Annotated in this window: 24 protein-coding genes; 5 read left to right on the top strand and 19 right to left on the bottom strand. The window is 55.6% G+C overall.

All coding sequences use genetic code 11. The annotated features are described in order from the left end of the window. Positions 1-28: 28 nt before the first annotated feature. From AC1MKH_RS09470 to AC1MKH_RS09455, 4 genes are read right to left on the bottom strand one after another with little or no spacing between them, the layout of a single operon-like run. Entirely contained in the window at positions 29-718 is a 690-nt protein-coding gene (locus tag AC1MKH_RS09470; protein WP_276220264.1) for an amino acid ABC transporter permease, read from the bottom strand. Further along, the gene (locus tag AC1MKH_RS09465; RefSeq protein WP_276220265.1) at positions 708-1,496 is read right to left on the bottom strand and encodes an amino acid ABC transporter permease; all 789 of its coding nucleotides are present in this window, start codon (positions 1,494-1,496) and stop codon (positions 708-710) included. Before AC1MKH_RS09465 ends, AC1MKH_RS09470 begins: the two co-directional genes overlap by 11 nt. Next, positions 1,493-2,311, bottom strand: a complete 819-nt coding sequence (locus AC1MKH_RS09460; RefSeq protein ID WP_276220266.1) for an amino acid ABC transporter ATP-binding protein — start codon at positions 2,309-2,311, stop codon at positions 1,493-1,495. Before AC1MKH_RS09460 ends, AC1MKH_RS09465 begins: the two co-directional genes overlap by 4 nt. Before the next feature lies 1 nt (position 2,312). Beyond that, a complete protein-coding gene (locus tag AC1MKH_RS09455; RefSeq protein WP_276220267.1) occupies positions 2,313-3,140 on the bottom strand; it encodes an ABC transporter substrate-binding protein in 828 nt (275 codons plus the stop codon). Between the two features lie 250 nt (positions 3,141-3,390). Here AC1MKH_RS09455 and AC1MKH_RS09450 point away from each other — a divergent pair, with 250 nt between their 5' ends. Further along, complete coding sequence (locus tag AC1MKH_RS09450; RefSeq protein WP_276220268.1) at positions 3,391-3,558, top strand: hypothetical protein; 168 nt, start codon at positions 3,391-3,393, stop codon at positions 3,556-3,558. A 787-nt stretch (positions 3,559-4,345) separates the two neighbouring features. On the opposite strand, the gene AC1MKH_RS09445 is transcribed toward AC1MKH_RS09450, so the two are convergent. The 5 genes from AC1MKH_RS09445 to AC1MKH_RS09425 all read right to left on the bottom strand — a co-directional run bounded on the left by AC1MKH_RS09445 (position 4,346) and on the right by AC1MKH_RS09425 (position 9,541). Further along, positions 4,346-5,563 (bottom strand): acyl-CoA dehydrogenase family protein, encoded by a 1,218-nt coding sequence (locus tag AC1MKH_RS09445; protein WP_327621850.1) that lies wholly within the window; start codon positions 5,561-5,563, stop codon positions 4,346-4,348. After that, on the bottom strand, positions 5,560-6,924 hold the full coding sequence (locus AC1MKH_RS09440; RefSeq protein WP_488452165.1) for an LLM class flavin-dependent oxidoreductase: 1,365 nt from the start codon (positions 6,922-6,924) through the stop codon (positions 5,560-5,562). Before AC1MKH_RS09440 ends, AC1MKH_RS09445 begins: the two co-directional genes overlap by 4 nt. An 88-nt stretch (positions 6,925-7,012) precedes the next feature. Next, positions 7,013-7,747 (bottom strand): ABC transporter ATP-binding protein, encoded by a 735-nt coding sequence (locus AC1MKH_RS09435; protein WP_015964950.1) that lies wholly within the window; start codon positions 7,745-7,747, stop codon positions 7,013-7,015. A gap of 2 nt (positions 7,748-7,749) precedes the next feature. Beyond that, complete coding sequence (locus tag AC1MKH_RS09430; protein ID WP_108474460.1) at positions 7,750-8,562, bottom strand: ABC transporter permease; 813 nt, start codon at positions 8,560-8,562, stop codon at positions 7,750-7,752. 4 nt (positions 8,563-8,566) lie between these two features. Next, the gene (locus AC1MKH_RS09425; RefSeq protein WP_276220270.1) at positions 8,567-9,541 is read right to left on the bottom strand and encodes an aliphatic sulfonate ABC transporter substrate-binding protein; all 975 of its coding nucleotides are present in this window, start codon (positions 9,539-9,541) and stop codon (positions 8,567-8,569) included. A 214-nt stretch (positions 9,542-9,755) separates the two neighbouring features. On the opposite strand from AC1MKH_RS09425, the gene AC1MKH_RS09420 reads away from it, so the two are divergent. Both AC1MKH_RS09420 and AC1MKH_RS09415 read left to right on the top strand, forming a co-directional pair. Next, positions 9,756-9,995, top strand: a complete 240-nt coding sequence (locus AC1MKH_RS09420; protein WP_015964953.1) for a DinI family protein — start codon at positions 9,756-9,758, stop codon at positions 9,993-9,995. Between the two features lie 564 nt (positions 9,996-10,559). Next, positions 10,560-11,450, top strand: a complete 891-nt coding sequence (locus AC1MKH_RS09415) for a LysR family transcriptional regulator (protein WP_276220271.1) — start codon at positions 10,560-10,562, stop codon at positions 11,448-11,450. A 33-nt stretch (positions 11,451-11,483) separates the two neighbouring features. Here AC1MKH_RS09415 and AC1MKH_RS09410 read toward each other — a convergent pair whose 3' ends face one another. From AC1MKH_RS09410 to AC1MKH_RS09395, 4 genes are all read right to left on the bottom strand, one after another. Further along, positions 11,484-13,769, bottom strand: coding sequence for a fimbria/pilus outer membrane usher protein (locus tag AC1MKH_RS09410; protein WP_276220272.1), 2,286 nt, complete (start codon positions 13,767-13,769; stop codon positions 11,484-11,486). Next, the gene (locus AC1MKH_RS09405; RefSeq protein ID WP_276220273.1) at positions 13,693-14,457 is read right to left on the bottom strand and encodes a fimbrial biogenesis chaperone; all 765 of its coding nucleotides are present in this window, start codon (positions 14,455-14,457) and stop codon (positions 13,693-13,695) included. Before AC1MKH_RS09405 ends, AC1MKH_RS09410 begins: the two co-directional genes overlap by 77 nt. Before the next feature lie 2 nt (positions 14,458-14,459). Next, positions 14,460-14,945: a Csu type fimbrial protein gene (locus AC1MKH_RS09400; RefSeq protein ID WP_276220274.1), complete on the bottom strand. Its 486-nt coding sequence runs from the start codon at positions 14,943-14,945 to the stop codon at positions 14,460-14,462. A 344-nt stretch (positions 14,946-15,289) separates the two neighbouring features. Then, positions 15,290-16,288, bottom strand: a complete 999-nt coding sequence (locus AC1MKH_RS09395) for a Csu type fimbrial protein (RefSeq protein ID WP_276220275.1) — start codon at positions 16,286-16,288, stop codon at positions 15,290-15,292. 254 nt (positions 16,289-16,542) lie between these two features. Here AC1MKH_RS09395 and AC1MKH_RS09390 point away from each other — a divergent pair, with 254 nt between their 5' ends. Then, on the top strand, positions 16,543-16,734 hold the full coding sequence (locus tag AC1MKH_RS09390; protein WP_442961902.1) for a hypothetical protein: 192 nt from the start codon (positions 16,543-16,545) through the stop codon (positions 16,732-16,734). Positions 16,735-16,778: 44 nt separating this feature from the next. Here AC1MKH_RS09390 and AC1MKH_RS09385 read toward each other — a convergent pair whose 3' ends face one another. Further along, positions 16,779-17,513 carry an SDR family oxidoreductase gene (locus AC1MKH_RS09385; protein WP_149461632.1) on the bottom strand — a complete coding sequence of 245 codons (735 nt, stop codon included), beginning with the start codon at positions 17,511-17,513 and terminating at the stop codon, positions 16,779-16,781. Positions 17,514-17,621: 108 nt separating this feature from the next. Between AC1MKH_RS09385 and AC1MKH_RS09380 the strand changes: the two genes are divergently transcribed. After that, entirely contained in the window at positions 17,622-18,455 is an 834-nt protein-coding gene (locus tag AC1MKH_RS09380; protein ID WP_276220276.1) for a LysR family transcriptional regulator, read from the top strand. A 3-nt stretch (positions 18,456-18,458) separates the two neighbouring features. On the opposite strand, the gene uca is transcribed toward AC1MKH_RS09380, so the two are convergent. From uca to AC1MKH_RS09355, 5 genes are all read right to left on the bottom strand, one after another. Next, on the bottom strand, positions 18,459-22,061 hold the full coding sequence (gene uca, locus AC1MKH_RS09375; RefSeq protein WP_276220277.1) for an urea carboxylase: 3,603 nt from the start codon (positions 22,059-22,061) through the stop codon (positions 18,459-18,461). Between the two features lie 163 nt (positions 22,062-22,224). Continuing rightward, positions 22,225-22,860, bottom strand: a complete 636-nt coding sequence (locus AC1MKH_RS09370) for an urea amidolyase associated protein UAAP2 (RefSeq protein WP_276220278.1) — start codon at positions 22,858-22,860, stop codon at positions 22,225-22,227. A 10-nt stretch (positions 22,861-22,870) separates the two neighbouring features. Then, the gene (locus tag AC1MKH_RS09365) at positions 22,871-23,599 is read right to left on the bottom strand and encodes an urea amidolyase associated protein UAAP1 (protein WP_276220279.1); all 729 of its coding nucleotides are present in this window, start codon (positions 23,597-23,599) and stop codon (positions 22,871-22,873) included. Next, positions 23,562-24,383 carry an ABC transporter ATP-binding protein gene (locus AC1MKH_RS09360; RefSeq protein WP_276220280.1) on the bottom strand — a complete coding sequence of 274 codons (822 nt, stop codon included), beginning with the start codon at positions 24,381-24,383 and terminating at the stop codon, positions 23,562-23,564. The genes AC1MKH_RS09365 and AC1MKH_RS09360 overlap by 38 nt, the downstream gene beginning before the upstream one ends. Then, positions 24,380-25,195 (bottom strand): ABC transporter permease, encoded by an 816-nt coding sequence (locus tag AC1MKH_RS09355; RefSeq protein ID WP_015964965.1) that lies wholly within the window; start codon positions 25,193-25,195, stop codon positions 24,380-24,382. Before AC1MKH_RS09355 ends, AC1MKH_RS09360 begins: the two co-directional genes overlap by 4 nt. Positions 25,196-25,211: the final 16 nt, after the last annotated feature.

Raw genomic sequence — 25,211 nt, 5'->3', positions numbered from 1 at the left:
CAAAGCTGGGATTAAGCGCTTAATTTCATCACGTTGGCGAATAACGGCCAGGCTGCCAGCGTTTCGCCAGCAGGCCCAGCGCGGCGCACAGCAGGTAGTACACCAGACCGACAAAGATAAATATCGCCATCGGGTAGATTTGCACCCGATTATTCACCTGCCCCGCAACGGTGGTCAGTTCCGGCACGTTGACGATAAAGGCCAGCGACGTGTCTTTCAGCAGGCCGATGAATATCCCCAACAATGACGGCATGACGTTTTTCAGCACCTGCGGCAGGAGGATAAAACGCAGGCTCTGCCCGGCGCTAAAGCCTTGCGTCAGTGCAGCTTCATATTGCCCTTCGGAGAGGGAACGCAGCCCCGCCAGTACCGAATGCATCACCGATGCGGCCGTGAACCAGGCCAGGGCCAGCGTGACCGTCAATGCGCCGGGTAAATCACTGCCGGTCAACATCGGCAACAGATACCAGAGCCAGAAGATGACGAAAATCAGCGGGATACCGCGAATAATTTCCGCCCACAAATAGAGTAGCTTGCGTACCACACCGTCATAGCGCCAGGCCAGGCAGGCGAGAACAATACCGCCAGGCAGCGCCAGCGCCCCAGCCCCTAATGCCATCATCAGCGTCAATACTACGCCGCCGGGTTCGCCGTCCATCAGGCGGCCCCAGAGTAAATAATCCAGGTTATCAATAATGACCGCCATATTAGCGTCCATCTTCAACGCTCCTTGCTGTCTTCAGCGTGACATTTTTCACCCGTTTCGCGCTGCCCACTGGCGATGGGCCGAAGCGCGTGAACAGTAAACCCAACACGATCCCGGTGAGAAGATACAGCCCCGTGCCGACCGCAAAGGCTTCCAGCGCATGGGCGTTATAACTTTCAATCTGGCGCACCTGATAGGTCAGCTCGGCGAAACCAATACCACTCGCGAGGGAGGAGAGTTTCATCAGATTCAGATACTGCCCCACGATCGGTTGCCAGGCGTTCGCCAGCCCCTGTGGTAGCAGAATATGTCGCAACATTCCCCACGTGCTAAAACCCTGTGCCAGCGCAGCTTCCCGCTGACCATTCGATACGCTATGCAGGCCCGATGCCGCTTCTTCAATCAAGAACGCCGAGGTAAATACGCCGAGCCCCCATGCAGAACAGAGAAACTCCGGCGTTAGCCACCAGACATCGCCCGGCAGGATAGACCAGCCGTGGTCGTCATTGACGAAATCCCGCACGCCCTGCGGCAGCAGATTCCACGCGGCGAAATACCAGAACAGCAGTTGCACCAGCAGTGGCGTATTGCGAAACAAAGACACCCACGCGGCGGTGATACCTCGCCCCACACCTCCGCCCGACAGACGCAGCGCCAGAAACAGAATCGCCAGCAGGCTCGCCAGCACAATACCTGCCAGCGTTACCCACAGGGTGGTCAGGAACCCGGAAAAGATCCATTGCAAAGGCTGCCCGCTCAGCACACCCTGCCAGTCAAACAAGTGAGTCACTCAGCACGCTCCTGATGCAGCGGGTCGAGCACTTTTTGCAAGAACCGCACGGCGCGGGGATGCTGTGGCCGCGTAAAGAACGCCTCAGGCGGCGCAACTTCCAGCACGTCACCGCCGTCGATAAACACCACCCGGTCAGCGATTTCACGCGCAAACTGCATTTCGTGCGTCACCACAATCATCGTGATGCCGCTGTGCGCTAACGTCTGCATGACCTGCAACACTTCGCCGATCATTTCAGGATCCAGCGCCGACGTAGGCTCGTCGAACAAAATTATCTGCGGTGAGGATGAGAGCGCGCGGGCAATCGCAACGCGTTGTTGCTGGCCGCCGGAAAGCTGCGAGGGCATATGGTCAGCTTTCTCTTCCAGCCCGACCTTACGCAACAGCTCCAGCGCCCGAGTTTCGGCTTTAGCGTGTGGCCAGCCATGGACTTTCTCCAGCGCCAGCATGATATTTTGTCGAGCCGTAAGGTGAGCGTAGAGATTAAACTGCTGAAAAACAAAGCCAATACGACTACGCAACTGCCTTAACGCGTTACCCGTAAGCTGAGAGGTCGCTTTGCCATCAATCAGAATTTCACCCCCACTCAGGCTTTCCAGCTGATTAATCAGGCGAATCAACGTGGATTTCCCCGAACCCGATGGGCCCAGGATTGCCACCACTTCCCCGGAGTGAATCGTTAAATCGATACCGTTCAGCACGCGATGGTCGCCATAGCTTTTCACTGCCTGACGAAATTGCACGCTCGCCTGCTGAAGATGGGAGAAATCCGCGGCCTTTGCCGCGGAACGAGAGAATAATGCCGACAACATACTATTTTGCTTCAATGGTGAAAGAACGCGGCTGCGGCGCTTTGGTCGCCGGGCCAAACCAGGTGTCGTAAATTTTTGCCGCTTCGCCCGATTTCTCCAGGCTCACCAGCTCATCATTCACCGCTTTTAACAGCGCGGGTTCGCCCTTTTTCACACCCACGCCAATTTCTTCTTTGCTCAGTAAATCCGGGATGATTTTGAATTTCGCTTTATCCGGCGCTTCGCCAAGCAGGCCCGCCAGGATAGTACTGTCCTGGGTTATCGCCTGCACGTTGCCATTACGCAGCGCGGTGAGCGCCAGCGGGATATCGTCATAGGAGAGCACACGCGCCTGCGGATAACGCTGATGTAGCGTCTGTTCACCGGTGGTGCCTTTTACCGCGCCAATGCGCGCTTTGCTGTAATCATCCAGTTTATCGCCAGACGCCGCAGGCACCAGGAATTGCTGCCCGGTCACGAAATAAGGCGTCGAGAAATCAATAACCTGCGCACGCTCCGGGGTGATGGTGATATCCGCGACGATGAGGTCCGCCTTGCCCGATTGCAGCAGCGGAATGCGGTTAGCTGGGTTGGTCGCCACCAGTTCCAGTTTTACGCCCAGTGATTTTGCCAGGGCTTTAGCAAAGTCAATGTCATACCCCACCAGCTCATGCGTTTTGGCATCGACTGAGCCAAACGGCGGATTGGCGTCAAAGGTTGCCACTTTCACCACGCCTTTGGCTTTAATATCTGCCAGCTGATCGGCCTGCGCCGGAATAACCGCCAGCGAGCTGACGGCCAGCCCCACAAATATTGCCAGCTTCTGTGCGGTATGTAATTTCAGTGCCATAGTTTTTCTCCGATATCCCTGTTTTTGTTGTGTGCTGTTACGCTCCCATAAGCTTTCGTTCTCACCAAATAACGAATCTTTATTATCAAGAGCAAAAAAATATTAGTGAAAACATTGTTGTATGAAGGTAAACAAATTAACAAAGCCTAATGCCAGTTATCGCAAAAGGTCAGCCAATATTGTTATTTCATCTTTTCAAAGGAAGGGGGTTTACTGGTTTTATACGGTTTAAATCACTCTGGAGAGAAGAATGAAAACATTACTGACAGCACTTTTACAGCATCTGCAACAAATATGGCTGGGGTCTGATGAACATAGCGCTGAACGCGTTATCGAGTCTGTGTTACCCGTCGCCAGCCTGTACGGTGTGGATGTCGCTAATATTGAGCCGGAGTGGTTTCGTGACAAAGCACGCTGAGAAACGTCTTATCCGCGAAACCTACTGGAATGAACTGTGCGCTCACCTTGCTAACTGATTGACCGCGTCACCTCCTGAGACGACGGTCAATTCCGCGCTATTCGTGTACAGCAATCCTGTCCGCTACCTGCTCCGCCAGACGCAACACCTCCCGCGTCATCGGCGTATCCAGTCGAATTTTTAGCTGCCCGACCACACGGCCCTGAATCGGCTCACAACTGCTGTAAACCAGCCGAGCGTTTTCTCCCTCCAACACTTGAGCAATGATGGCGCTGCACTTTTTAGGTCTTCCGGGTTTTGAGCCGTTGTAGGCCGGGCAAGCGCAGCGCCCCCGGCAACGGTGCCGAGTTGCGCCTGATGGCGCTACGCTTATCAGGTCTTCCGGGTTTTGAGCCGTTGTAGGCCGGGCAAGCGCAGCGCCCCCGGCAATGGCGCCGAACTCGCCTGATGCGCTGCGCTTATCAGGCCTACGGGTATGAGCCGTTGTAGGCCGGGCAAGCGCAGCGCCCCCGACAATGGTGCCGAACTGCGCCTGATGCGCTGCGCTTATCAGGCCTACGGGTTTTGAGCCGTTGTAGGCCGGGCAAGCGCAGCGCCCCCGGCAACTGTGCCGAACTGCGCCTGATGCGCTGCGCTTATCAGGCCTACGGGTTATGAGCCGTTGTAGGCCGGGCAAGCGCAGCGCCCCCGGCAACTGTGCCGAACTGCGCCTGATGGCGCTGCGCTTATCAGGCCTACGGGTATGAGCCGTTGTAGGCCGGGCAAGCGCAGCGCCACCGGCAATCAATCACACCGTACCAATTCGCCACTGATACCCCGGCGGCGTGCCGTTCACGGCGTAATCCCCCACGATGCGCGCCTTGTAAACGCGCGGGTTATGCGAGACCAGCGTGCGGGCATTGCGCCAGTAGCGATCCAACCCGTGCGCAGAAGACGTTGCCGATGCGCCAAGCGCATCAAAAAGACGCGTCACCGCATCCAGAATTAACGCTGACACCACGGTTTGCCCCTGGGCAATAGCCAGTTCCGCCTGTTGATTAGCGCGATCCGCCGCCTCGGCGTGGCCGATAGCGTCAAATGCCTGCTGCAAGGCGCGGGCGCCCTGCACCACAATCGCATTCGCGCCATACACCGCGCTGTAGACCTCACCCACGATCTGTAAGATTTGCGGGTCCTGCGCTGCACGCGGACCGTTGCCGTGGGAGTAGCTGCGCGTACGGGTACGCACCGCCTGCGCCACATCTTGTGCGGCCGCCAGACCAATGCCGGTTAATGTCGCAAGATGCACCAGTTGATAGAACGCAGGATCGTAGGACGTCGCCGATTCATGGCGCGTCAACTCTTCCGCCTGTACTGGCGCGTCGGCAAACAGCGTCGTGCCGCTGGCCGTCAGGCGCTGACCGAATCCGTCCCAGTCATCTTCTACCGTTACCCCTTCAGCGTGGCGATTCACCACCACATTGACCCACACACCCTGTTCATCGCTCACGCCGGTGTTGATCCAGTCGGCATACAGCGACCCGGTGGTGTAATATTTTTTGCCGTTCAGTCGATAGTGTTCCCCTTCGCGCACTATCTGTGAGGTAAACGTCCCCTGCTTCGCGTCACCCGGTTCGCTCCAGGCGTTGCCAACCCAATCCCCCTGGGCGAGTCGGGCAAACCAGCGTGATTGCTTCCCGACATCCGCAGACGCCAGCACGCTTTCGACAAAACCAAAGTGACCACGCAGCGCCTGGGTAATATTGGAATCCGCCGCAGAAAGTTCGGTTAGTAGCGCAAAGAACTGCGGCAAGCTGGCACCATAGCCGCCCGCCGCAACCGGCACGCGCAGCGCGCCGAAGCGCACGGCTTTCAGCCACTGAAGCGGTTCAAACAGCAGTTCACGCTGCTGCTCGCGCGCCTGTGCACCTTCACGAATCCGCGTAAACACAGGGCGAAAGGTTTCTGCCAGCGCGGCGTATTGCGGATCGTTATCATTGCTTTGGAGCGCCCAGAATGCGGTCATTGTTTTACCTCTTGCTTGAAGTTGTCGGTATAGCGGGCAGGATCGCGGTACGCGTGCGCCGGATGGTTTTCCGGCAGCAGCGGCCCCCGGCCAAACATTTTTTCACGCAGCGTTTTTCCCTGGGGGTAATGCGTTCGGTAAACGCCGCGCCTTTGAAGCTCCGGCACCAGCCACTTCACCACATCATTAAAGGTTTCATGCGCCACAACGTACGAAAGATTGAAGCCATCGACATCGCTCTCTTCGACCCAGTGCTGAAGCTTGTCCGCGACGGTTGCCGCCGAGCCCACGAACACTTGCCCCAGGCCGCCGATAGCGCCATAGTCAGCAAGATCGTTTAGCGTCCACGAGGTATCGCCCGCGGCAAAACGCGCCACCAGCCCTGAAGCCGGTTCCGGTAATTGCGGATACGGCACATCATGCGGCAGCGCAGCGAGATCAAGACCTGTCCAGCCCGAGATCAACGCCAGCGCGCCGGGGCGAGAGATATAGCGCTGATACTCCTCATATTTTTGCTGTGCTTTTTCATCGGTCTCTTCCACAATCACCGTCACCAGGGTGTAGACCAGCACATCGCTTCCCTGCCGCCCGTTAGCGACAACCTGTTCGCGCAGGGAGGCGACATAACTCTTCAAGCCGCTCAGGGTGTGAGAATTCACAAACACGCTCTCGGCGTGGCGAGACGCAAAGTTGACGCCCGCGCCGGAGGAACCGGCCTGGAATAGCAGCGGCGTGCGCTGGGGCGAGGGTTCACTCATCTGCACGCCCGGCACGCGAAAATGTTCACCGTGGTGACGAATGGGATGCACTTTCTCTGGATGCGCAAAAATGCCCTTTTCCTTGTCGCGCACCACCGCATCCTGCTCCCAGCTGCCTTCCAGCAGCTTATACACCACTTCCATGTACTCTCCGGCGCGCTGGTAACGCGCATCGTGCTCCAGTAACGCCTGTTGCCCGGTATTGCGCGCACCGCTATCGAGATAGGAGGTCACGATATTCCAGCCCACGCGGCCGCCGGAAAGATGATCGGCCGTCGCCAGACGGCGGGCAAAGGTGTACGGATGCTCATAACTGGTGGAAATGGTGACGCCAATCCCCAGATGTTCGGTGACCATTGCAATGGGCGCGATCAGCTGTAAAGGATCGTTAAGTGGGATTTGCGCCGCATCGCGCAGCGCCGCTTCGGTATTGCCACCGTAAACATCGTAATAACCAATCACATCGGCGATAAACAGGCCGTCGAACAGCCCTTTCTCCAGCAGGCAGGCGAGCTCCGTCCAGTAGGCGAGATCTTTATACTGCCAGGAGCGATCGCGTGGGTGTCGCCACAGCCCGGAAGCCTGATGCCCGACGCAATTCATCTCAAAAGCATTCAGTCGTATCTGTTTTTTAATCAAGGGGCTCCCCTCGCAACGCGGCGATAAATGGTAAGAAATGCATGAAAAGGATTCAGGAAACGGCGTGGTGACTGACCAGTAAATCCAGCGCGCTCTTGCGATAACTGGCGAGTTCACTGGCGTTACGGTCACGCGGATGCGGGAGCGAAACCGCGACATCACGCAGTACACGCCCTGGTTCGCCGCCTAAAATGACTACCCGGTCGCTGAGATAAAACGCTTCATCCAGATCGTGGGTCACCAGCAGCACCGCAATCCCGTATTGACGCGCCAGATTGAGCACCAGATTTTGCAGGTTCATGCGCGTAAACGGATCAACGGCGCTAAAGGGTTCATCCATCAGCAAAATCTTCGGGCGGCCGTACAGTCCGCGCGCAATCGCTACACGCTGCGCCTGTCCGCCGGAGAGCTGTTTGGGCAGCTTGCCGCGATGGCTGCTGAGGCCGACATCGTTAAGCAATTGTGTCACCCAGGCCTCGTCGGCGCGGTTGTCGTCTTCGAAGCCAATATTTTGTTCAATGGTCAGCCACGGGAACAGGCGCGCTTCCTGAAACACCACGCCGACGCGGTGATCCTGGCGGGTGCTCTGCTCTTCGCCGTACAGGCAACGCCCGCGATAATCGGTGTCCAGCCCGGCAGCGATTCGCAGCAGCGTACTTTTGCCGCAGCCGCTGGCGCCCAACAGGCTGACGATTTCGCCCTCGTCCAGGCGAATGTGGATATCGCGAAGAATAGTGCGTTCGGCAAAGCTTTTCTCAATGTGCTCCAGCTGTAAAATTGCACCCATGATTAACGACCTCCTTCGTAGTTATCCCGCCAGGTCATCATGCGGTTTTCCAGTTTTTTCAGCAGGCTATCGGAGAGTTTGCCCATCATCGCGAGCGTAATAATCGCCACCAGTACCAGGTCCGGGCGCGAATTTTCGCGGCCATCGGTCAGCAGATAGCCGACACCCTGCGTCGCCGCCAGCAGTTCTGCCGCCACCACGCAAAGCCAGGACATTGAAAGCCCACTACGCAGCCCGGTAAACAGGTAAGGCCGTGCGGCGGGAAGGATAATACGGCGGATCAGCTGCGCCCCGCTCAGGCGATAGAGCGTGCCGAGTTCAATCAGTTTGCGGTCAACGTTGCGAATACCCGCCACCAGGTTGAGATAAACCGGGAAGAACGCGCCAATGGCGATCAGCGTGATTTTGGCGCTTTCATCGATACCCATCCAGATAAGCAGCAACGGCACCCACGCGAGGCTGGGCACCGCACGCAGCGCCTGAAATGTCGGGTCAAGCCAGCTTTCGAGGCTGCGGCTCAACCCCACCAGCGATCCCACCAGCACGCCCAGCGACGCGCCGATGGTAAAGCCTGCCAGCACGCGCAGAGAACTGGCCAGAATATGCTGCCAAAGCTCGCCCTGCGCCAACTCGACAAAGCTGTAGAAAAGCTCTTCCGGGGGCGGCATCACCCACGCCGGGATAATCCCCAGCCGCACGATGATCTCCACGGCCAGCGCCGCCAGAATCGGCAGCGCCCAGCCGCGCAGGTTATAGCGCTTAACGGTAAATCGTCGTGGCGGTTTAACCTTCGTCCCCCGCAAGATATCGGACATAGGCTTATTCCCCCACAACCTGCTTGGCCAGCGCGCTATCCACCAGCGTGCTCAACGCTTTTTCAGGATCGGTGCCGGAACGCAAAATTTTGTCCTGCTGTAGCAGAGGGATGACCGGTTTGATGGCATTCAGATGCGCTTCGCCAGGGATCGGTTTGGTCAGGTCATAACGGCTGAGCTGCAGCTTGATAACTGGTTCCGGCAGTTTGGTTTCTGCGGCAATCACTTTCACGGCCTCGTCCGGATTGGCGATGATCCACTGGCGCGCTTTGTCGTAAGCGGCAATCACCTGTTTTACCGTGTCAGGATGTTCCGCAAGGAATTTCTCGTTGGTATTAAGGAACGCCGCAACGCCAAATTTGTCGTTACTGTAGAGCACTTTATCTCCTGCCAGTTGCCCCGCCGCCATATGCGGGTCCAGCCCGGCCCAGGCGTCAACGCGTCCCTGCTCCAGTGCGGTACGGCCATCAGGATGCTGAAGATGAACAATGTTCACATCGCTCGGTTTCAGTTGGTTGGCTTCCAGTGCGCGCAGCAGGAAGAAATAGGGATCGGTGCCTTTGGTCGCCGCAATTTTCTTGCCTTTCAGTTCATCGATCGATTTCAGCGGTGAATCTTTTTGAATGAGCAGCAGGCTCGGAACGTACCAGAGATAGCTGTATACCGCTTTCACCGGCTGGCCGTTGGTGCGGCTGACAAACGCCGAAATACTGGAGGTGAGCGCAAACTGCGTTGAGCCGCTGTTCAGGAACTCCAGCGAGTTATTCGAGCCGCGCGATAATACCCAGCGCACTTCCGTCCCCTGCGGTTTTAATTCATCTTCCAGCCAGTGATTTTTCTTCACGATCAGGCTTTCCGGGGCGTAGTAAGCGTAATCAAGACTTAGTGTCGGTAACGCTTCTGCCTGGCTGTAAAACGCGGCGAACGTTAGCGCCAGCGCAGATGCGGTTCTGGCGAAAAAAGTTTTTTTAACGTGCATGGTGCGGCCCCAAATGTGCGATGTGATTATTGTTGTTTCTGTTTCGCCACTGTAGGGGAAAGCCTTAGGGCCACAAAATAACAATTACGCAGAAGGTTATTAACATTTTTGAAATGTAGTGCGCAATTTGCGAGATACTGGTGACAAATCTGTTGACGTCCGCCCCCGGTTATAGCGCATAATACTGTATAAACATTCAGTATTTGGAGACAGTATGTTTGTAGAACTGGTTTACGATAAACGTAACGTTGCAGGGTTACCTGACGCGCGTGAAATCATCTTAGCGGAGCTGACTAAACGGGTACATCGCCTCTTCCCTGATGCCGATGTGCGCGTAAAACCGATGCAGGCCAATGGCCTGAACAGCGACGCCAGTAAAAGCGATCGGGAAAAACTTAACCGAATGCTGGAAGAGATGTTTGAAGAAGCCGATATGTGGATGGTGGCAGAATAAAGCCCCGGCATTCGACGGGCAGAGCCCAGTGAGCTCTGTCTGTGAAACCCGACGGGAAAACGGGCAATTTTGATCTCCTGCGTATGGGCAGGCATTTTCACCCCACTCCGTCGGGCTTTTAATTTGATCTATAAACATATCTTATCCACTCTCTCCGGTAACCATTAAGCGCTATCTCCTTTTCATGCCGGTTTCTGCCATAATGCCCCCAAAGACACATTTGATATGATGCTTTTATTTATTATTGCCGCTATTTAATTAATAATATTGAATTGATCAGACATTACAAATAAAGTCTTTTTTCCTCCGAATTACAACACCCTACGGCGCTTTCCAACTCCTGTTAATGCAAAACACAGAAAAAACCTATATTGACATTTATTAACTTTTTATAATATATTTTAACGGTTATTAGAATATCTTCTATTATTGAATAGACAGTAAAATAAAAAACAGATAATGTTGTTTCTTTATTATGCCGAGTCATATTCTTTTCTTGCACACATTCAACGCTTGCAACATACACTCACGCAATTAGTTATTATAATGATGAAATGTTAAACAATGGATACGAAATATTTACGTGCTTTCGTTTGTCTCGCTGAAGAATTACATTTTCGACGAACCGCAGAAAAACTCAACATTAGCCAACCACTATTAAGCGCATTGATAAAATCGCTTGAAGAACAAGTAGGCACCACGCTTTTTATCCGTACGACACGCAGCGTACAGCTTACCGCACAGGGCGCATTACTGCTGGGAAAAGCCCGCACTGCCTTAACGGCTTCAGAAAGTTTTCTTGAAGCAGCGAGCGATCTGGCGGAAGGGATCTCCGGGACATTAAATATATTTTATTCCAGTATTACTGCGCATAGCGATATTATGGGACGATTAATTAGTCGATTCCAGATAAGGTATCCGGAAATTAATATCAATATGATTGAGCACAGTGACTTCCACCAAAGTAAACGCCTGATTGATGGCGAAATTGACATTGGTTTTTTCAGCAACCTGGATGTACCGCATGATGTTGAAACCTCCAGTTTATGGTTAGCGTCCGATCCGCTAAAAGTGATTATGCCACGTAACCATCGGTTGGCAGATAAACCGTCACTGAGTTTTACGCAGCTGGCAGCTGAGCCGTTTGTGGTTTATGCCACTCCAGATTATTCCACCAGCGATGCCATCAAAACGTTATGCGGGTTTACTCCAGACGTACATCATCAAACTTCGCACCCGCTTCTGCTCCCCTCTTTGGTCAGTGCGGGATTAGGTATTGCGATTGTCCCGGAATCTTTTCGCTCAATTTTACCGGCGAATCGGGTGGTGATGAAAGATATTAACGTCCCGTCATTCAAGCTCGATATCATGATTAACTGGATGAAGAATAACACCTCGCAAACGTTATCCACCTTTATCAATTTTATTCACGAAAATACGCATCAAGCGTCGTAACACCAGGAGAGCCCTTAACGCTTAAGGGCTTTTTTAATGCGGGCTACAGATTTTTACGCCATATTGCATATATTGCTTACCGGCAATCGGCGGGAGCCTCAGATGGCACGACTCGCGCCCCATGAAGACGGTAATATCGGCCGGTAACGGCGGGTTTTCCAGCCATACGCCCCCTTCCCGCCCGACCATCTGATAGCCCGCCATGCCTTTAACAGCAACCCGACTGCCCATTGGCACAGCATTTCCCTGCTCATCCTGTAGATAAACCACCGCCGAGACCGTCGCCTTCAGGCCAAAATCGACCAGCACCGCCTGCGTTTTGCCCGGCAGCGCGTTCATATCGACGTTGGTGGCAGGCACAGATGGCGGCAGGCCTAAGGGATCGATCGTAATTTTACTGTTGTTCCACACAGGAATATCCGTCAGCAGAAGATAGCCCTTATCATCGGTTTCCCCCACCAGACGATTCTCCAGATGCACCGGGACATGAGCAAACCCGTCGGTCGATACCAGCGCTAAGCCGGAGTCCGCACGCCGCAACAGGAAGAATTGTTTGCCGAGCAGCGCAACGCTGCCTTCGTGACTGGCGTACCAGCTCTTGTCAGAACCATACTGGTTGGTTCCAATATGCCATTCTCCCCAGGGGTTAACATTGCCGATATCCGCGTAACGCGTGCCGGAGCTGCCGCTGCTTTGCCCTACCTGCCAGCGCCAGCCGTCATTATTATTTTCCGTTTGATGGCGATAGTTCCACTGGCGGTTTTGTCCCTGCGCCTGCACGTTCATGAGATCCTGACGGCCGAACGGAACGGTCAGCGTGAAGGTCAGTTGCTGGGCATGCTCCCCTAACTCCCGGGTATAGCTGAGGCTGGTAAAATAGCCCCGCCCCAGGCTTTTCGACCAGGAGAGATTAAGATAACGGCTAAGCTGTGAATCGGCACGCTGGCGAACCAGCCCCGCGCCGAAAGTGCCCAGTAGCGGCACGTTGCCGCTTAGCCAGACGGCATCGCTGCGCCGCAGCGGTGTGGAACCGCTCAGCGATGCGTTATCCGCAAAATGTGCGCTGTTGATGGTGCTCGTCGCTGCGAGGGAGACACCATGGCCGCTCCACTGATAGCCGCCGCCATATTTTGTCCCTGCGCCGTCCGGGCCCTGGCTGGCGACAGCAAAACCATTGATCACCCCCAGCCCCATTATCGGCATCCAGTACGCGCCGAGGCCGCCGTTGTACATATCCTGCTGCTGTTCGGTGTGGGCCTCCAGCGTAAGCTGCTGCGTGGCGCCGTAACGCCAGCCAGCGTCAGTCAGCAACGGTGATTCATAATCAGCAGAGCGCGTACCGTAGTGCTTGCGCATCCAACCCATATCCAGCGAACCGCTACTAAGCCCCTGCGCCAGCATGCGCGGCGTGCCGTAGAGATCGAGGGAAACGGTTTTGCGATTGCCGTTAATGTCGGTTACCACCACCTGCGCCTGCCCCATCCCGGTAAATGTCGGCGTTGTTTCCAGGATGTATTGCCCCGGCGTGACGTGGCTGGAACTCTGCTTCAGGCCATCAACGTAGAGATCCACCGTCGAAGGCAGCGCCACCGTGTCGCTGAATGTCTGGCGCGGCAGCGTGTTGAGCTGTGGATCAAGGTCGAAATTTCGCGCCAAATGAACGCCGCCAAAGCGTACCTGACGGCTCCAGCCCACGCCAGTTGTGATGTTATCACCCACGCTCACAGACGCCAGATGTGTCGGGCTGTCGAACTGCCAGGTGCTCATTAAGCGCGTATTGCGGCTGGTCGATGCCGTCGCGGTTTCCCGATGCAGCGCGTTAAAGCTGCTGGTCAACGTACCGGGCAGCCAGCCTGAGGCGCTGAACTGGGTCTGAACGCTGGTTTGTTTAACCTCCTGACTGGTGGCGTAATTGAGGGTATACGCCATCATCAGGGAACTGAGTGGCTGAGCCTGCGAGTACGTCAGCGGGTCATGCGCCTGTGGATGAAGCCTTTGCTCGCCCCCGAGCGCATCCCGCGCCGCATAGATATTGAGCCGTTGGTTCATCGCGTCATAGGCCACCTCTACACCTTTTAGCGAAGCCAGCGCTATCCACGCCGACGACGAGTCAGCAAGCTTCAGCCCTATGTTGTTGGCATCCTGTAACGAAATCCAGTAAGCGCCATCGCGGATATCCACTTCAATCAGGCGCGAATACACCGCCTGATTGAGGGAGATCTCCAGCCATTCGCGCTGCTCGTCAGCCTCTGTTCGAAGAGGCAGAAGAAGACATAGCAGCGGCAGAAACCGATATGCCAGAGGAGAGTACGCAGTCATCGTTATGGCTGTTCAGATGCAGATTCAAAGTCGTCGGCGGCGTGTTACCGCGATAATTAACCGGAATGTCTACCCGGCTTCCGGCCAGCACGTAGCCGGCAAGCCCGCGGATATCGGCAATTTGCGTTCCTGAGGCGGAGAGAATCGCGATGTCACTCAATCGCGCGTACTGCTGCCCTGGATTGGCGAAACTCAGCACGCGACGGCGGGCATCCCAGGCGCAAGTAAGCGGCACGCGGCTTGCGCCTTCTTCCCCCGCGATAAAAACCGGGATCGAGTAGCGCAGCAGGAAGTGGACCGCATTCTCGTCGGCATGCGCGACCTGCAGGTCAGGCAGCTCATCAATCAGTAAGCGGTAGCTGTGCTGGCGGTTATCCGTTTGCGGATTCAACATCACCACTCGCACCAGTTGGCGATTTCCAGGGGCAATCCGCGTCATTGCCGGGCTGCTGGCGACATCCGTCGTTGCCGTGAGCGTATCTTTGCCGTTGACCTGCGTCCACGCCGCAACACGCACCTGCGCCTGAATTGGCTCATGCCCGGTATTAGAAAGATAAAGCGCAGCGGCCTGTTCGCCCGGTTTCAGGGTGATAAGCACCGGAGCGACCTGTAACGTGGCGGCGCTGGCGCTGATACTCAGCCCAGCCAGCAGCCATAATGTGAAACAGTGTAAGCGGTGACGTAACATCGTTAGTAAGTCACTTGCAACGTGACATCGTCTTCGTACGTTCCTGCGGGTACCTGCGCCAGCGCGCCGCTGGCAATCTTGCCGTACAGGGTTATCTCTTGTTCGTTGCCCGTGCCGGTCATATTTTCTATCGGCGTGGTCGAGGTCACCTGCTGCGTTTTTGCGTCGTCCGCGTACAGGTTATACGCCACGCTGCTGTTTCCGGAGACCAGAGTAAAGGCATTCGACCCGCCGTTAGCGCTGGTTGCATTCAGTTTGTATTCTGTCCCGCTGGTACAGGTGACCTTTACGGTGGAATCGGCCGTCAGTTCGTCTGTTTCGGATGAGGCATGTTCACCAAAATTCATATCTTCAGCAGAGACCGCGCAGGATTTGAGGACTTCCAGCGTGACATGCATATTTGCCGATGTACTGCCGTCTTCCGCATGTGCGGTCAACGCCACTGGCATCACTAAGGCAAAAATAAGAGAAATTCGCTTCACATTCATAATACAGCACCGTATTGGGTTATCACCATGAGTGACAGTTTGATTTGTTATGAATTCTATTTTTCCGCGTTAAGGCATTGCAGAATAAATTTCGTGCTATATCTTGATTAATCTGAAAGTGCGTCGGCAAGCAGAAAAAGAAAATGCGCACAAATTGGATTGCATGTTATAAAAAGGTGCCAAATAAAAACACACACCTTTAACACCTTCGTAAAAAAACGCCTGTTTCCCGTTGAAGAAATCGGCATGTGATGAATAATCCAATATTATTCAGATATGCCGATTAATATTATTAAGGAATTATTAACCACGGATTATTTGATGTTTTTTTATGAGTCACCCCATTAATACGTCAGCGTTATCACCACGTCATCACTAAATATGCCATCCCCGTTCACCGCTTGCCCGGAGGGCACCTCACCGTATACAACAAATGATTGCGCCGATCCGCTGGCGCTGGAGACGTCCACGCGATCGACATTGGCCGTATTGCCCCACGGCATTGACGCGGAGCTGTCCTGCCAAAGCGTGTACGTCAGGCAACGGTTACTGCCGTTACACATCTGCCTGCTATCGCCATTCGCATGACTGCCGTTATCAATACCCAGGGAAAATGCGGTTCCCAGCGGGCATCGCGCCTGAATCTGCGCGCTGGCTTTTGTGGTTTGCAGGCGTAGCGTCGAGGCCTCCAGCAGGCCAAAATCCAGATTTGAGACGCTTTGAATCGCGCAACTGTCCGAAACGGACGCAGAACTTTGCGTGTTACCGCCATTGGTGGCGCTGTTCTGCGCCTGCCCGGACTGACAGGATGCCAGCGCATCCTTACTGGTCTCGGTGTTCCAGCGAATGCGCATCGTCATGCTGTAGTTATAATAGGCATAAGCGGGAATATCATTCTGCCCGGCCGGAACAATCCCCTTGAGATTAAAGGTTCCACCCACCGTTGTATTATTGGTGTTCAACATGATGGTTTGCTGCATCAAATTATCACTTTGCTGCAATTCCTGCGCAGGATCGCTCAGGTTATAGACACGAAAAAGCAGCGTATACACATTACCTTCACTGTCACCGTTTGAGTGCATTTTAAAGGGGGGCGCATCTTCGCTGCTGAGACAAATATTCGCATAGTGATTAACCCCAGACGTGTAATCCTGAAGGTGGCAGGTGTATTTGGCGCTGGCCGTGGTCGTGGCCGTCGAGCCAATTGATAGCGAACCAAACGAGAAACTATTTCCGCCGGAAAACTCACAGCTTATTGCACCACTGGCGGCATGAACCGTCGCTGGCGTGGTTATTATCGCTAATAATAACCCGGTAAAAATTATCAATGTAATAATGCGCATGGGAATACTTTACGCTACCACGATAATCATCGCTATCGGGTGAGGAAAATAATATGAGTATTGAGATAGGTGGGTTTTACACGCGTGGGGCAGAGACGTCAAATTTCTGCTGAAAAAGATGAGCTGAAGTCATTCTATTTTTTTGAACAAGAACCGCAAAACATTCCGATTTTCATGATCGCCGTCACACTTTATCCTTAGGGTTATCAAAACAACAACCTACTTACCCTCTGGTTGTAGCAAGGAGTCTCATCATGAAATCTATCAAATCGCTTGCCGTTATCGCGACGCTGTCACTGGCTTCTGTGTTATCCGCCAACGCGCTGGCTGCCGACAATACCCGCGTTGAAGCGGGCTCAAACATCGATACCTCGGTTGGACAGAATCATATCGATGTCAGCCATGCTTTTGATGCAGAAAATTTGACTGCCGGAAATCTGCAGTAACGCAAATGGCCTGATGCGCAACGCGCTATCAGGCCGTTGTTCTGTCACGCGCCCTGACGAGTCGCGGCCAGCACAATTTCGCGAATGCAGACGTACTGCGGCTGAGAATAGGCAAAGTCGATGGCGTTCGCCACATCTTCCGGGCTCAGCACTTTTCCGCCCATATCCTCTTTCCAGGCCTGATAACCGGTTTTGATTTCATCGCTGGTCGTGTGGCTTAGCAGTTCAGTTTCCACCGCGCCCGGCGCAATCACCACCACGCGCACATTATGCGGCGACAGTTCTTCACGCAGGTTTTCTGACATACCGTGTACGGCAAATTTTGTGCCGACATACACCACGTGATTGGGGAAGGTTTTACGCCCGGCAACGGAACTGATGTTAATGATGGTGCCCGCTTTGCGCGCAATCATCCCTTCCGTAACCGCATGCACACCGTTTAGCAGCCCTTTCACATTCACATCCAGCATCCGATCCCATTCATTCGGGTCCTGCTGTTCAATGTTACCCAGCAGCATCACTCCGGCGTTATTGACCAGCGCATCCACCGGGCCAAACTGCGCTTCCGCTTCTTTAATCACCGCGCTGAATGCCGCACGGTCCGTCACATCCAGCGCGCGGCACAACGTATTCGGCAGATTAAGCGCCGTCATACGTTCTACACGACGCGCCAGCAGCAGTAACGCGTGACCTTTAGCAGAGAGCAGTTTGGCCGTGGCAAGGCCGATGCCGGAGCTTGCGCCAGTGATCACGATTAACGGTTTAGATGCAGTACTCATGGCAATTCCTCATAAATAAAAATGATGACTATCGTCATGCCGCTACTTTAAATCGCCGCAGATTTGGTGAAAAATGGTTTATTTCTTTCACCGTCATAATAAATTTCTATGGATAAGCGCCAGCTCAAAGCTTTTATCTGCGTCTTCGAAGAACGCAACATCACCCGCGCCGCTCAGCAGTTAAGTCTGACACAGCCCGCGTTATCCGCCACCATCAAGGCGCTGGAGGACGATTTAGGCACTCCGCTGTTTATTCGCAGAACACGTGGTGTGGATGTGACCGACGACGCACGCGTGCTCTATCCTCACGCCCGACGCATGGTAAGTGACATGGCGGCGCTGGCCTCACGCTTTCGTAAACGTCACGATAAAACGCCGCTAACGCTCGGGATTGAACAAGATGTCGCTTCTGCTCATCTTACTCGCGTACTGGAACGGGCAAGACAGGCGCTGCCGGATGTACTGCTGACGTTAGACCCCGGCTGTACGGGCGACATTCGGCTGGCCTGTGAGAGTCTGCGCTGCGAAGACGAGCTGTTTATTCCGTTGTATGAAGAGCATTACGTGCTGGCTTTACCGCTCAATCATCCGCTTAGCCACACATCCAATTTGACCATTGAACAGTTGCACGATTCACCCTGGGTGATGCTGCCAGGCCACGATTCGCACCAGCGTTTTCTGCCCTTTTACGGCGCCAACGCCAGCCAGCCCGCCGCAAATGCGGGGAGCTTTACGCTGGCACTGGATTTAGTGGAAGCGGGCTATGGCCTGACAATTGCGCCTGCCCCGCTGGTTGATGCGCGCTGTGCGCTGGCTTCATTGCCCCTTCCCGGCTATCCGCTACTACGCCGGGTCGGGATTTGCTATGCCATGCAGGCGCTGGAGAATCCGGTGATTGAAGAACTACTGCGGCATCTGAGTGATACCGCAGCCCGAACGTGACGGTCAGGCGACTTCCTCCAGAATCACAGCAACCCGCTGCCCGGCGCGTACTGACGAACCGGGTTGCACGCTCAGATGCTGGATCACGCCATCACACGGTGCCAGCAGCGGGATCTCCATTTTCATCGACTCCAGAATTACCAGCACATCGCCTGCACGCACGCGGCTACCTGCGGCGGCCTGCACCTGCCAGAGATTCCCGGAGATGGGGCTCTCCACCCCCTGCTCCCCCATCAGGAGTGGCGCATCTGCGTCTTCTTGCCCCACGCTCTCCTGACTGTCGAAATGCGCCTGTCCGCTGGCGATCCAGCGGTCACGCTCCTCGTTAAACGCCCGCTGCTGATGCTCTCGAAACGCGCCTATCTCTTGCGCTTCACGATCAAGAAACTGCTGATACTCCGCAAGCCGCAGCGTGCCGTGTTCAATGCGTAACGGATAGCGACCGAGCGGAAAATCACGCCGGATTTGCAGCAACTCCTCCCCCGAAACGGGATAGAAGCGAATCTGGTCAAAAAAGCGCAGCAGCCACGGCTTGCCGTCGAAATCGGCGACGTGATGATAGCGATTCCACATTTGAAGGGTTCGTCCGACAAACTGATAACCGCCCGGCCCCTCCATGCCATACACGCAGAGGTAAGCCCCGCCGATGCCTACCGAGTTTTCCGCAGTCCAGGTTCGCGCCGGGTTGTATTTGGTGGTTACCAGCCGATGGCGAGGATCAAGCGGCGTGGCCACCGGCGCACCCAGATAGACATCCCCTAACCCCATCACCAGATAGCCGGCGTCAAACACCGTATCCCAGACCGCCTGCTCATCAGGCAGATTGTTAATCCGACGAATAAATTCGAGGTTGCTCGGGCACCAGGGCGCATCCGGACGCACGGTGGTCATGTATTTATCAATCGCCTTGCGGCAGGCCGGGTCATCCCATGAGAGCGGAAGATGCACCACCCGCGTGGGCACCTGTAGATCGTCACTGCCGCAAACGGAATGCCATTCATCGCGCACCCACGCCAGCAACGCATCAAGCGCCAGCATTTCCGGCTTAAAATGCACCTGTAAAGATCGAATGCCTGGCGTCAGGTCAACAACACCAGGCCGCGATGCGCGCTCCAGCGCCTGCATCAGGGCGTGAATGCGAAAACGCAGCACCAGATCCAGCTCCGGTTCCCCGGCTTCCAGCAGCAAATGCGTGTCGCCCGATACCCGCGCAATCAACCGCTTGTCACCCTCACCGCAGTTCATCACGATCGGCGAGTTTAACGCGGCAGGCTGCCATTCGTTTGTGATGGCTTGCAGCGTCTCTATCTCACCCTCCTGCGACTGCGCAAGCTGACGCGCGGTTTTCAGGCTGACAGGAACAAAACGTATTTTGTCTCCCGCCTTTAGCTGACCTAGCTGCCAGAGATCGGCTTCGATAACGGTGACCGGGCAAACAAACCCGCCCAGACTCGGGCCATCCGGCCCAAGAATGACGGGCATATCGCCGGTAAAATCAACCGCGCCCACCGCATACGGATTATCGTGAATATTCGATGGATGCAGCCCCGCTTCGCCACCGCTCTCGCGTGCCCAAAGGGGTTTCGGGCCGATCAATCGCACCCCCGTTCGGCTGGAGTTAAAGTGCACTTCCCAGTCGGTGGTGAAGAAGGTGTCAATGTAGCTTTCGGCAAAGAATTCCGGCGCCCCGTGCGGGCCGTAGATCACCCGCAGCGTGCGCACATCCGGCAAGTCCGTTTCCAGCGATGCGGGCAGCGTCGCCTGCTGTGCGTCGTGGCAATCGCTCAGATGCAGCACATCGCCCGCGCGCAACGCACGTCCGGCATGCCCGCCGAACTGGCCGAGGGTAAAGGTACTTTTGCTGCCGAGATACATTGGTACCTGGATGCCGCCGCGCAAACATAAGTAGCTTCGCACGCCAGCCCCCGTGATTTCGCCGATTTTCAGCGTCGATCCGGCGGGGATGGTGAACGTTCGGTTCATCACCTGCGCTATGCCATCAAGCGTTACGGGAATTGTCGCGCCGCAGACAACCGCCACCGCCGCCGTATTAAATTTCAGGGTGGGGCCGCTGAGGGTTATCTCCAGCGCGGCTTCCCCTTCCGGGTTACCGAGCAGGCGATTGCCCAGACGCAGCGCCCGGTTATCCATTGGGCCTGAGGGCGGTACGCCGACGGCCCAGTAGCCCAGTCGCCCCGGATAATCCTGCACGCTGGTTTGTGTTCCGGCGCTCACCACCTCAACGGTGTCCGCCTGATAGTGCAACGCCTCCAGGCAGCGGGTCCAGGGTTCGCCTTTACTAAACGGTTCAAACGTCAGAATTTGTTGAAGATAAAGGCGATTGGTTTCAACCCCATATAAACGCGTTTCGGCAAGCGCGTTGATCAGGGCCGTTATCGCCTCTGCCCGGTTATCACGCCAGCTAATCATTTTAGCCAGCATCGGGTCGAAGAACGGCGGCACTTCACATCCGGCTTCAATCCAGCGGTCAATACGCAGCGTCACACCATCAGCAGACGGGAAGGCGACGTCGGTCAATAAACCCGGAGATGGCTGAAACTGACGACCCGGATCTTCAGCATAGATACGCGCCTGAATGGCGTGGCCGCGCGGCGTTAACCCGGCAGACAGCGTTGATAAGGGAGGGAGTTCCCCGGCGGCCAGTTCAATCATCCAGCGTACCAAATCCACGCCCCAAACTTGTTCAGTGACGCCGTGCTCCACCTGCAAACGGGTATTCACTTCGAGGAAATAGAACTGCGCAGCGAGGCTGTCATACACAAACTCCACCGTACCCGCACTGCGGTAGTTCACCGCTTTTCCAAGAGCAATGGCAGCCTCACACAGCGCTTCGCTCATCCCGTCCGGCAGATTCGGCGCGGGCGTTTCTTCAATCACTTTCTGGTTACGACGCTGAACCGAGCAGTCGCGCACGCCGAGCGCGATGACATCACCTTTTCCGTCGCCAAAAATCTGCACTTCCAGATGACGGGCGCGTTCAATGTACTTTTCCAGAAAGACGCCGGCGTCGCTAAAGTTGTTCTGCCCCAGACGCGCGACGGCGTCGAACGACTCGCTAAGTTCCCGCGCATCACGGCACACACGCATCCCGATACCGCCGCCGCCCGCCGTACTTTTCAGCATCACCGGATATCCTATCAATGCGGCCTGCTGGCAGGCTTCCTGCGCATCCGCCAGCAGTTCCGTTCCTTCCAGCATCGGCACGCCCTGTGCTTTCGCCAGCGCACGGGCGGTGTGCTTCAGACCAAAAGTACGCAGTTGCTCAGGCGTCGGGCCCACGAATGCCAGTCCGGCGGCCTCGCAGGCTTCGGCAAAGGCCGCATTTTCCGACAGAAAACCGTAACCGGGATGAATGGCGCTGGCGCCGCTGCTTTTGGCGGCGGCGATAATGTTGTCGATAACCAGATAAGTTTGTGCCGCCGGGCCTTCGCCAAGGCTTATCGCCTCATCGGCGTCACGGATATGCAGGCTGCTGAGGTCAGCCTCAGAATAGACCGCCACGCCCTTAATTTGCATAGCGCGCAACGTACGTAAAATTCGACAGGCGATAGCCCCGCGATTGGCAATGAGGAGTTTTGTGAACATAGTGATGACTCAATTCTGGCGGGTCGTCCCGCGATAAAGTCATTCCCCTGAGGTCGTCCTCAGGGTGCACGCGCTTACGCTTTCGGCGTCGGCGTGTGATTCAGGCGATCGGCACGGGCGGCAAACAGACGAAAAATCACCTTGCGCCAGCGTTGCCAGCGGGTCAGTTCCATACCAATACCTCGGCAGGCGTTGGGTTCCAGCCGTTGCACGGGTTGTTAAGCTGCGGGCAGTTGGAGATAAGCACCATCGCGTTGCATTCAGCAAACAGCTCCACATACTTACCAGCCCCCGAGATACCGTCTTCGAAGGTCAACCCCCCTTCAGGGGTCACCGGCACGTTCATAAAGAAGTTGATGTTGGCGCTGATATCGCGCTTATGCAGTCGACCATCGTGCAGGCAGGCGCACAGAAAGTTATCGCGACAGCTGTGCATGTAACGTTTGTCCAGCGAATAGCGCACGGTATTACTTTCCTGAGCACAAGCGCCGCCAAGGGTGTCATGACGCCCACAGGTATCCGCCACTATCGTTAACAACGGGTTGCCTAGGTTGGAGTAAAGCACGCTGCCGGTGGTCAAATAGGCATTCCCCTGGCGGCGCAACGTCCGTTGCACGTCATAGCGTTCACGCGGGTTATCCGCGTTGTAGAACAGGGTGTCGATAGCCTGATTACCTTCGAGATCGAGCAAGCGTAAGGTCTGTCCTTTTTTCACTTCAAACAAATAGGGCTCGCCCGCCGGGATCACGTGGCGGAACACCGCGTCTTGCGGATGGCGTGGGCTGGTTGTCGTTGTCATCACAGGCTCCTTAACGGGTGAAAAGTTGCGTATTCAAAAACGCGCGCTGATTTTCATCGCGCGTGAACAGCGCGGCTGTTGCAGCCTGCTCATCGCAAGCCTGGTACCAGCTCAGTTGAACCGGACGCGGCGCATAATCTGTGTCGGGGTTTTGCGGATGCGGCAATGCGGTCAGGACGATCAGCACATCCATCGGAGCGAAAAGTTCGACATAATTACCCGCCTGCGAGTGCCCACTCACAAAATGGAAGTCGCCATTTTCGTCCACGGTCACTTTGCTGAAGAAATTCACCACCATCAGCAAATCTTCCAGACCAAGATCCCATTTTCCCAACTCCACCAGCAGGTTATCGACGCCGTTACGATAAAAGGCGTTGCGCAGTTCCTGATAGCGCCCGGTACCATACTTTTCCGCGGTTTCCTGCGCATTTAACACGCCGCCAAAAGGGTCATGCCAGCCGCAGGTATCCGCAACAATACCCGCGAGCACGCGCCCCATATCAGAATAGAAACAGTGCCCGGTAGTAAGACGCGCGGTATGCTGCCCTTTCAGGGTATCGGGCAGATTGAGCCGTTCGCTTTTCTCGTGCGGGTTGAGCATCATCATGCTGACGTTGGCATTGCCGTCGATATCGGTCAGACGCAGGATCTGCCCGCGCCGCAGAATAAACGACGCCTGCCCGCCGCCTGGCACCTGTTCTTCACGCAGGCTCGATGTGGTGTGAAGTAATGGCTTCATCAGATTCTCTCCTTAAGGGAAATACGTTGTGGTCGGTCCCGGTCGCCTGACGCTGCGACAACCGCGATTCATTGAGCGGAATGTCGTAGGTTATCCGCGCGCCGTAGGCGTTGGGGGCCTGCGGGTCGATGCGCACTTTGTCAAACACCAGCAAACGGGTGCCAAGGTTGAAACCTTCCGTCAGATCATGAGTGACCATAAACACAGTCATCCCCGTTTCGCGCCATAGCGCCAGCAGCAGCGCGTGCATATCTTTGCGAATGCCGGGGTCCAGTGCGCCAAAGGGTTCATCCAGCAGCAGGACGCGCGGCTGCATAATGAACGCCTGGGCGATGGCGAGACGCTGCTGCATGCCGCCCGACAGTTGTGCCGGATATTTATCCAGCGCATGGCTCAAACCAACTTTTTCCAGCATCTGCGCGGCCTGTTCACGTGCTGCGCGTTTGCGTGCGCCAAACAGTCGGCCCAGCAACGGCGACGCCGGGAGTTCCAGCCCAACGGCTACGTTATCCAGCACATTGAGATGCGGAAAAACGGAATAGCGCTGGAATACCACGCCCCGACTGCTGCCGGGTTCACCGGGCAGCGGTTTGCCATCCAACAAAATTTCGCCACGGCTGGGGCGCTCCTGGCCCAACAGCAGGCGTAAAAAGGTCGATTTTCCGCAGCCAGATGCGCCGACCATTGAACAAAACTCGCCCTCTTTCACCGTCAGGTTGATGCGTTCCAGCACGACGTGGTCGCCATATTCCTGCCAGATATTGTTCACCTCGATAAAACTCATGCCCGGCCCCCTTCCGCCCATGGGAAGCAGCGTTTGTGCAACTGGCGTAATGCCAGGTCCATCAGCCACGCCAGCAGGGTTATCCAGATGACGTAGGGAATAATGACGTCCATCGCCATATAGCGACGAACCAGGAAAATGCGATAGCCCAGACCGGCGGTGGCGGAAATGGCTTCCGCTGAAATCAGAAACAACCATGCCGAACCAAGCATTAAGCGCAGTGAGGTAATTAACCGGGAAAGCAACTGCGGCAAAACCACCCGCAGCACAACCGTCCAGCTATTGGCACCGAGCGTCTGCGCCTTGATGAACAGCTCCGCCGGGATCTCTTTCGCCCGCTGTTCGAGGTCGCGCGCCAGCATCGGCGTGATGCCAATCACGATAAGCATCACTTTGGAGAGCTCATCAAGGCCAAAGACGATGAACAGAATCGGCAGGATTGCCAGCGGCGGGACCATAGAAAGCACGGTCATCAGCGGTGACAGCGCCGCGCTATACATCGGGAAAACGCCCGCGGTAATCCCGATACTGAGCCCAATCAGTGACGCAATCGCCAGCCCAAGCAGCAAACGCGTCAGGCTAATGAGCGTATCGGCCCACAGCAAATACTCACCGCTGCGGCGATCCGGCGTGAAGGCCATCCGGTCGATGGCCGACAGCATTTGCGACAGGCCCGGCAACAGTTTGTCGTGCGGGTTGGCCTCCAGACGCAGGGTCGAGCCGACAAACCAGGCGGCAATCAGCAGCACAAAGGGCAGCAGCATTAACATGATTCGCATGCCGTGCTGGGGGTGGCGGTTAATCTGGCGCATGGCGAAGGCTCCCGTC

Source organism: Pseudocitrobacter sp. CD920760 (genome assembly GCF_057782505.1).
Note: the sequence above shows the minus strand (reverse complement) of the source record. Positions and strands in the feature narration are given on the sequence as shown.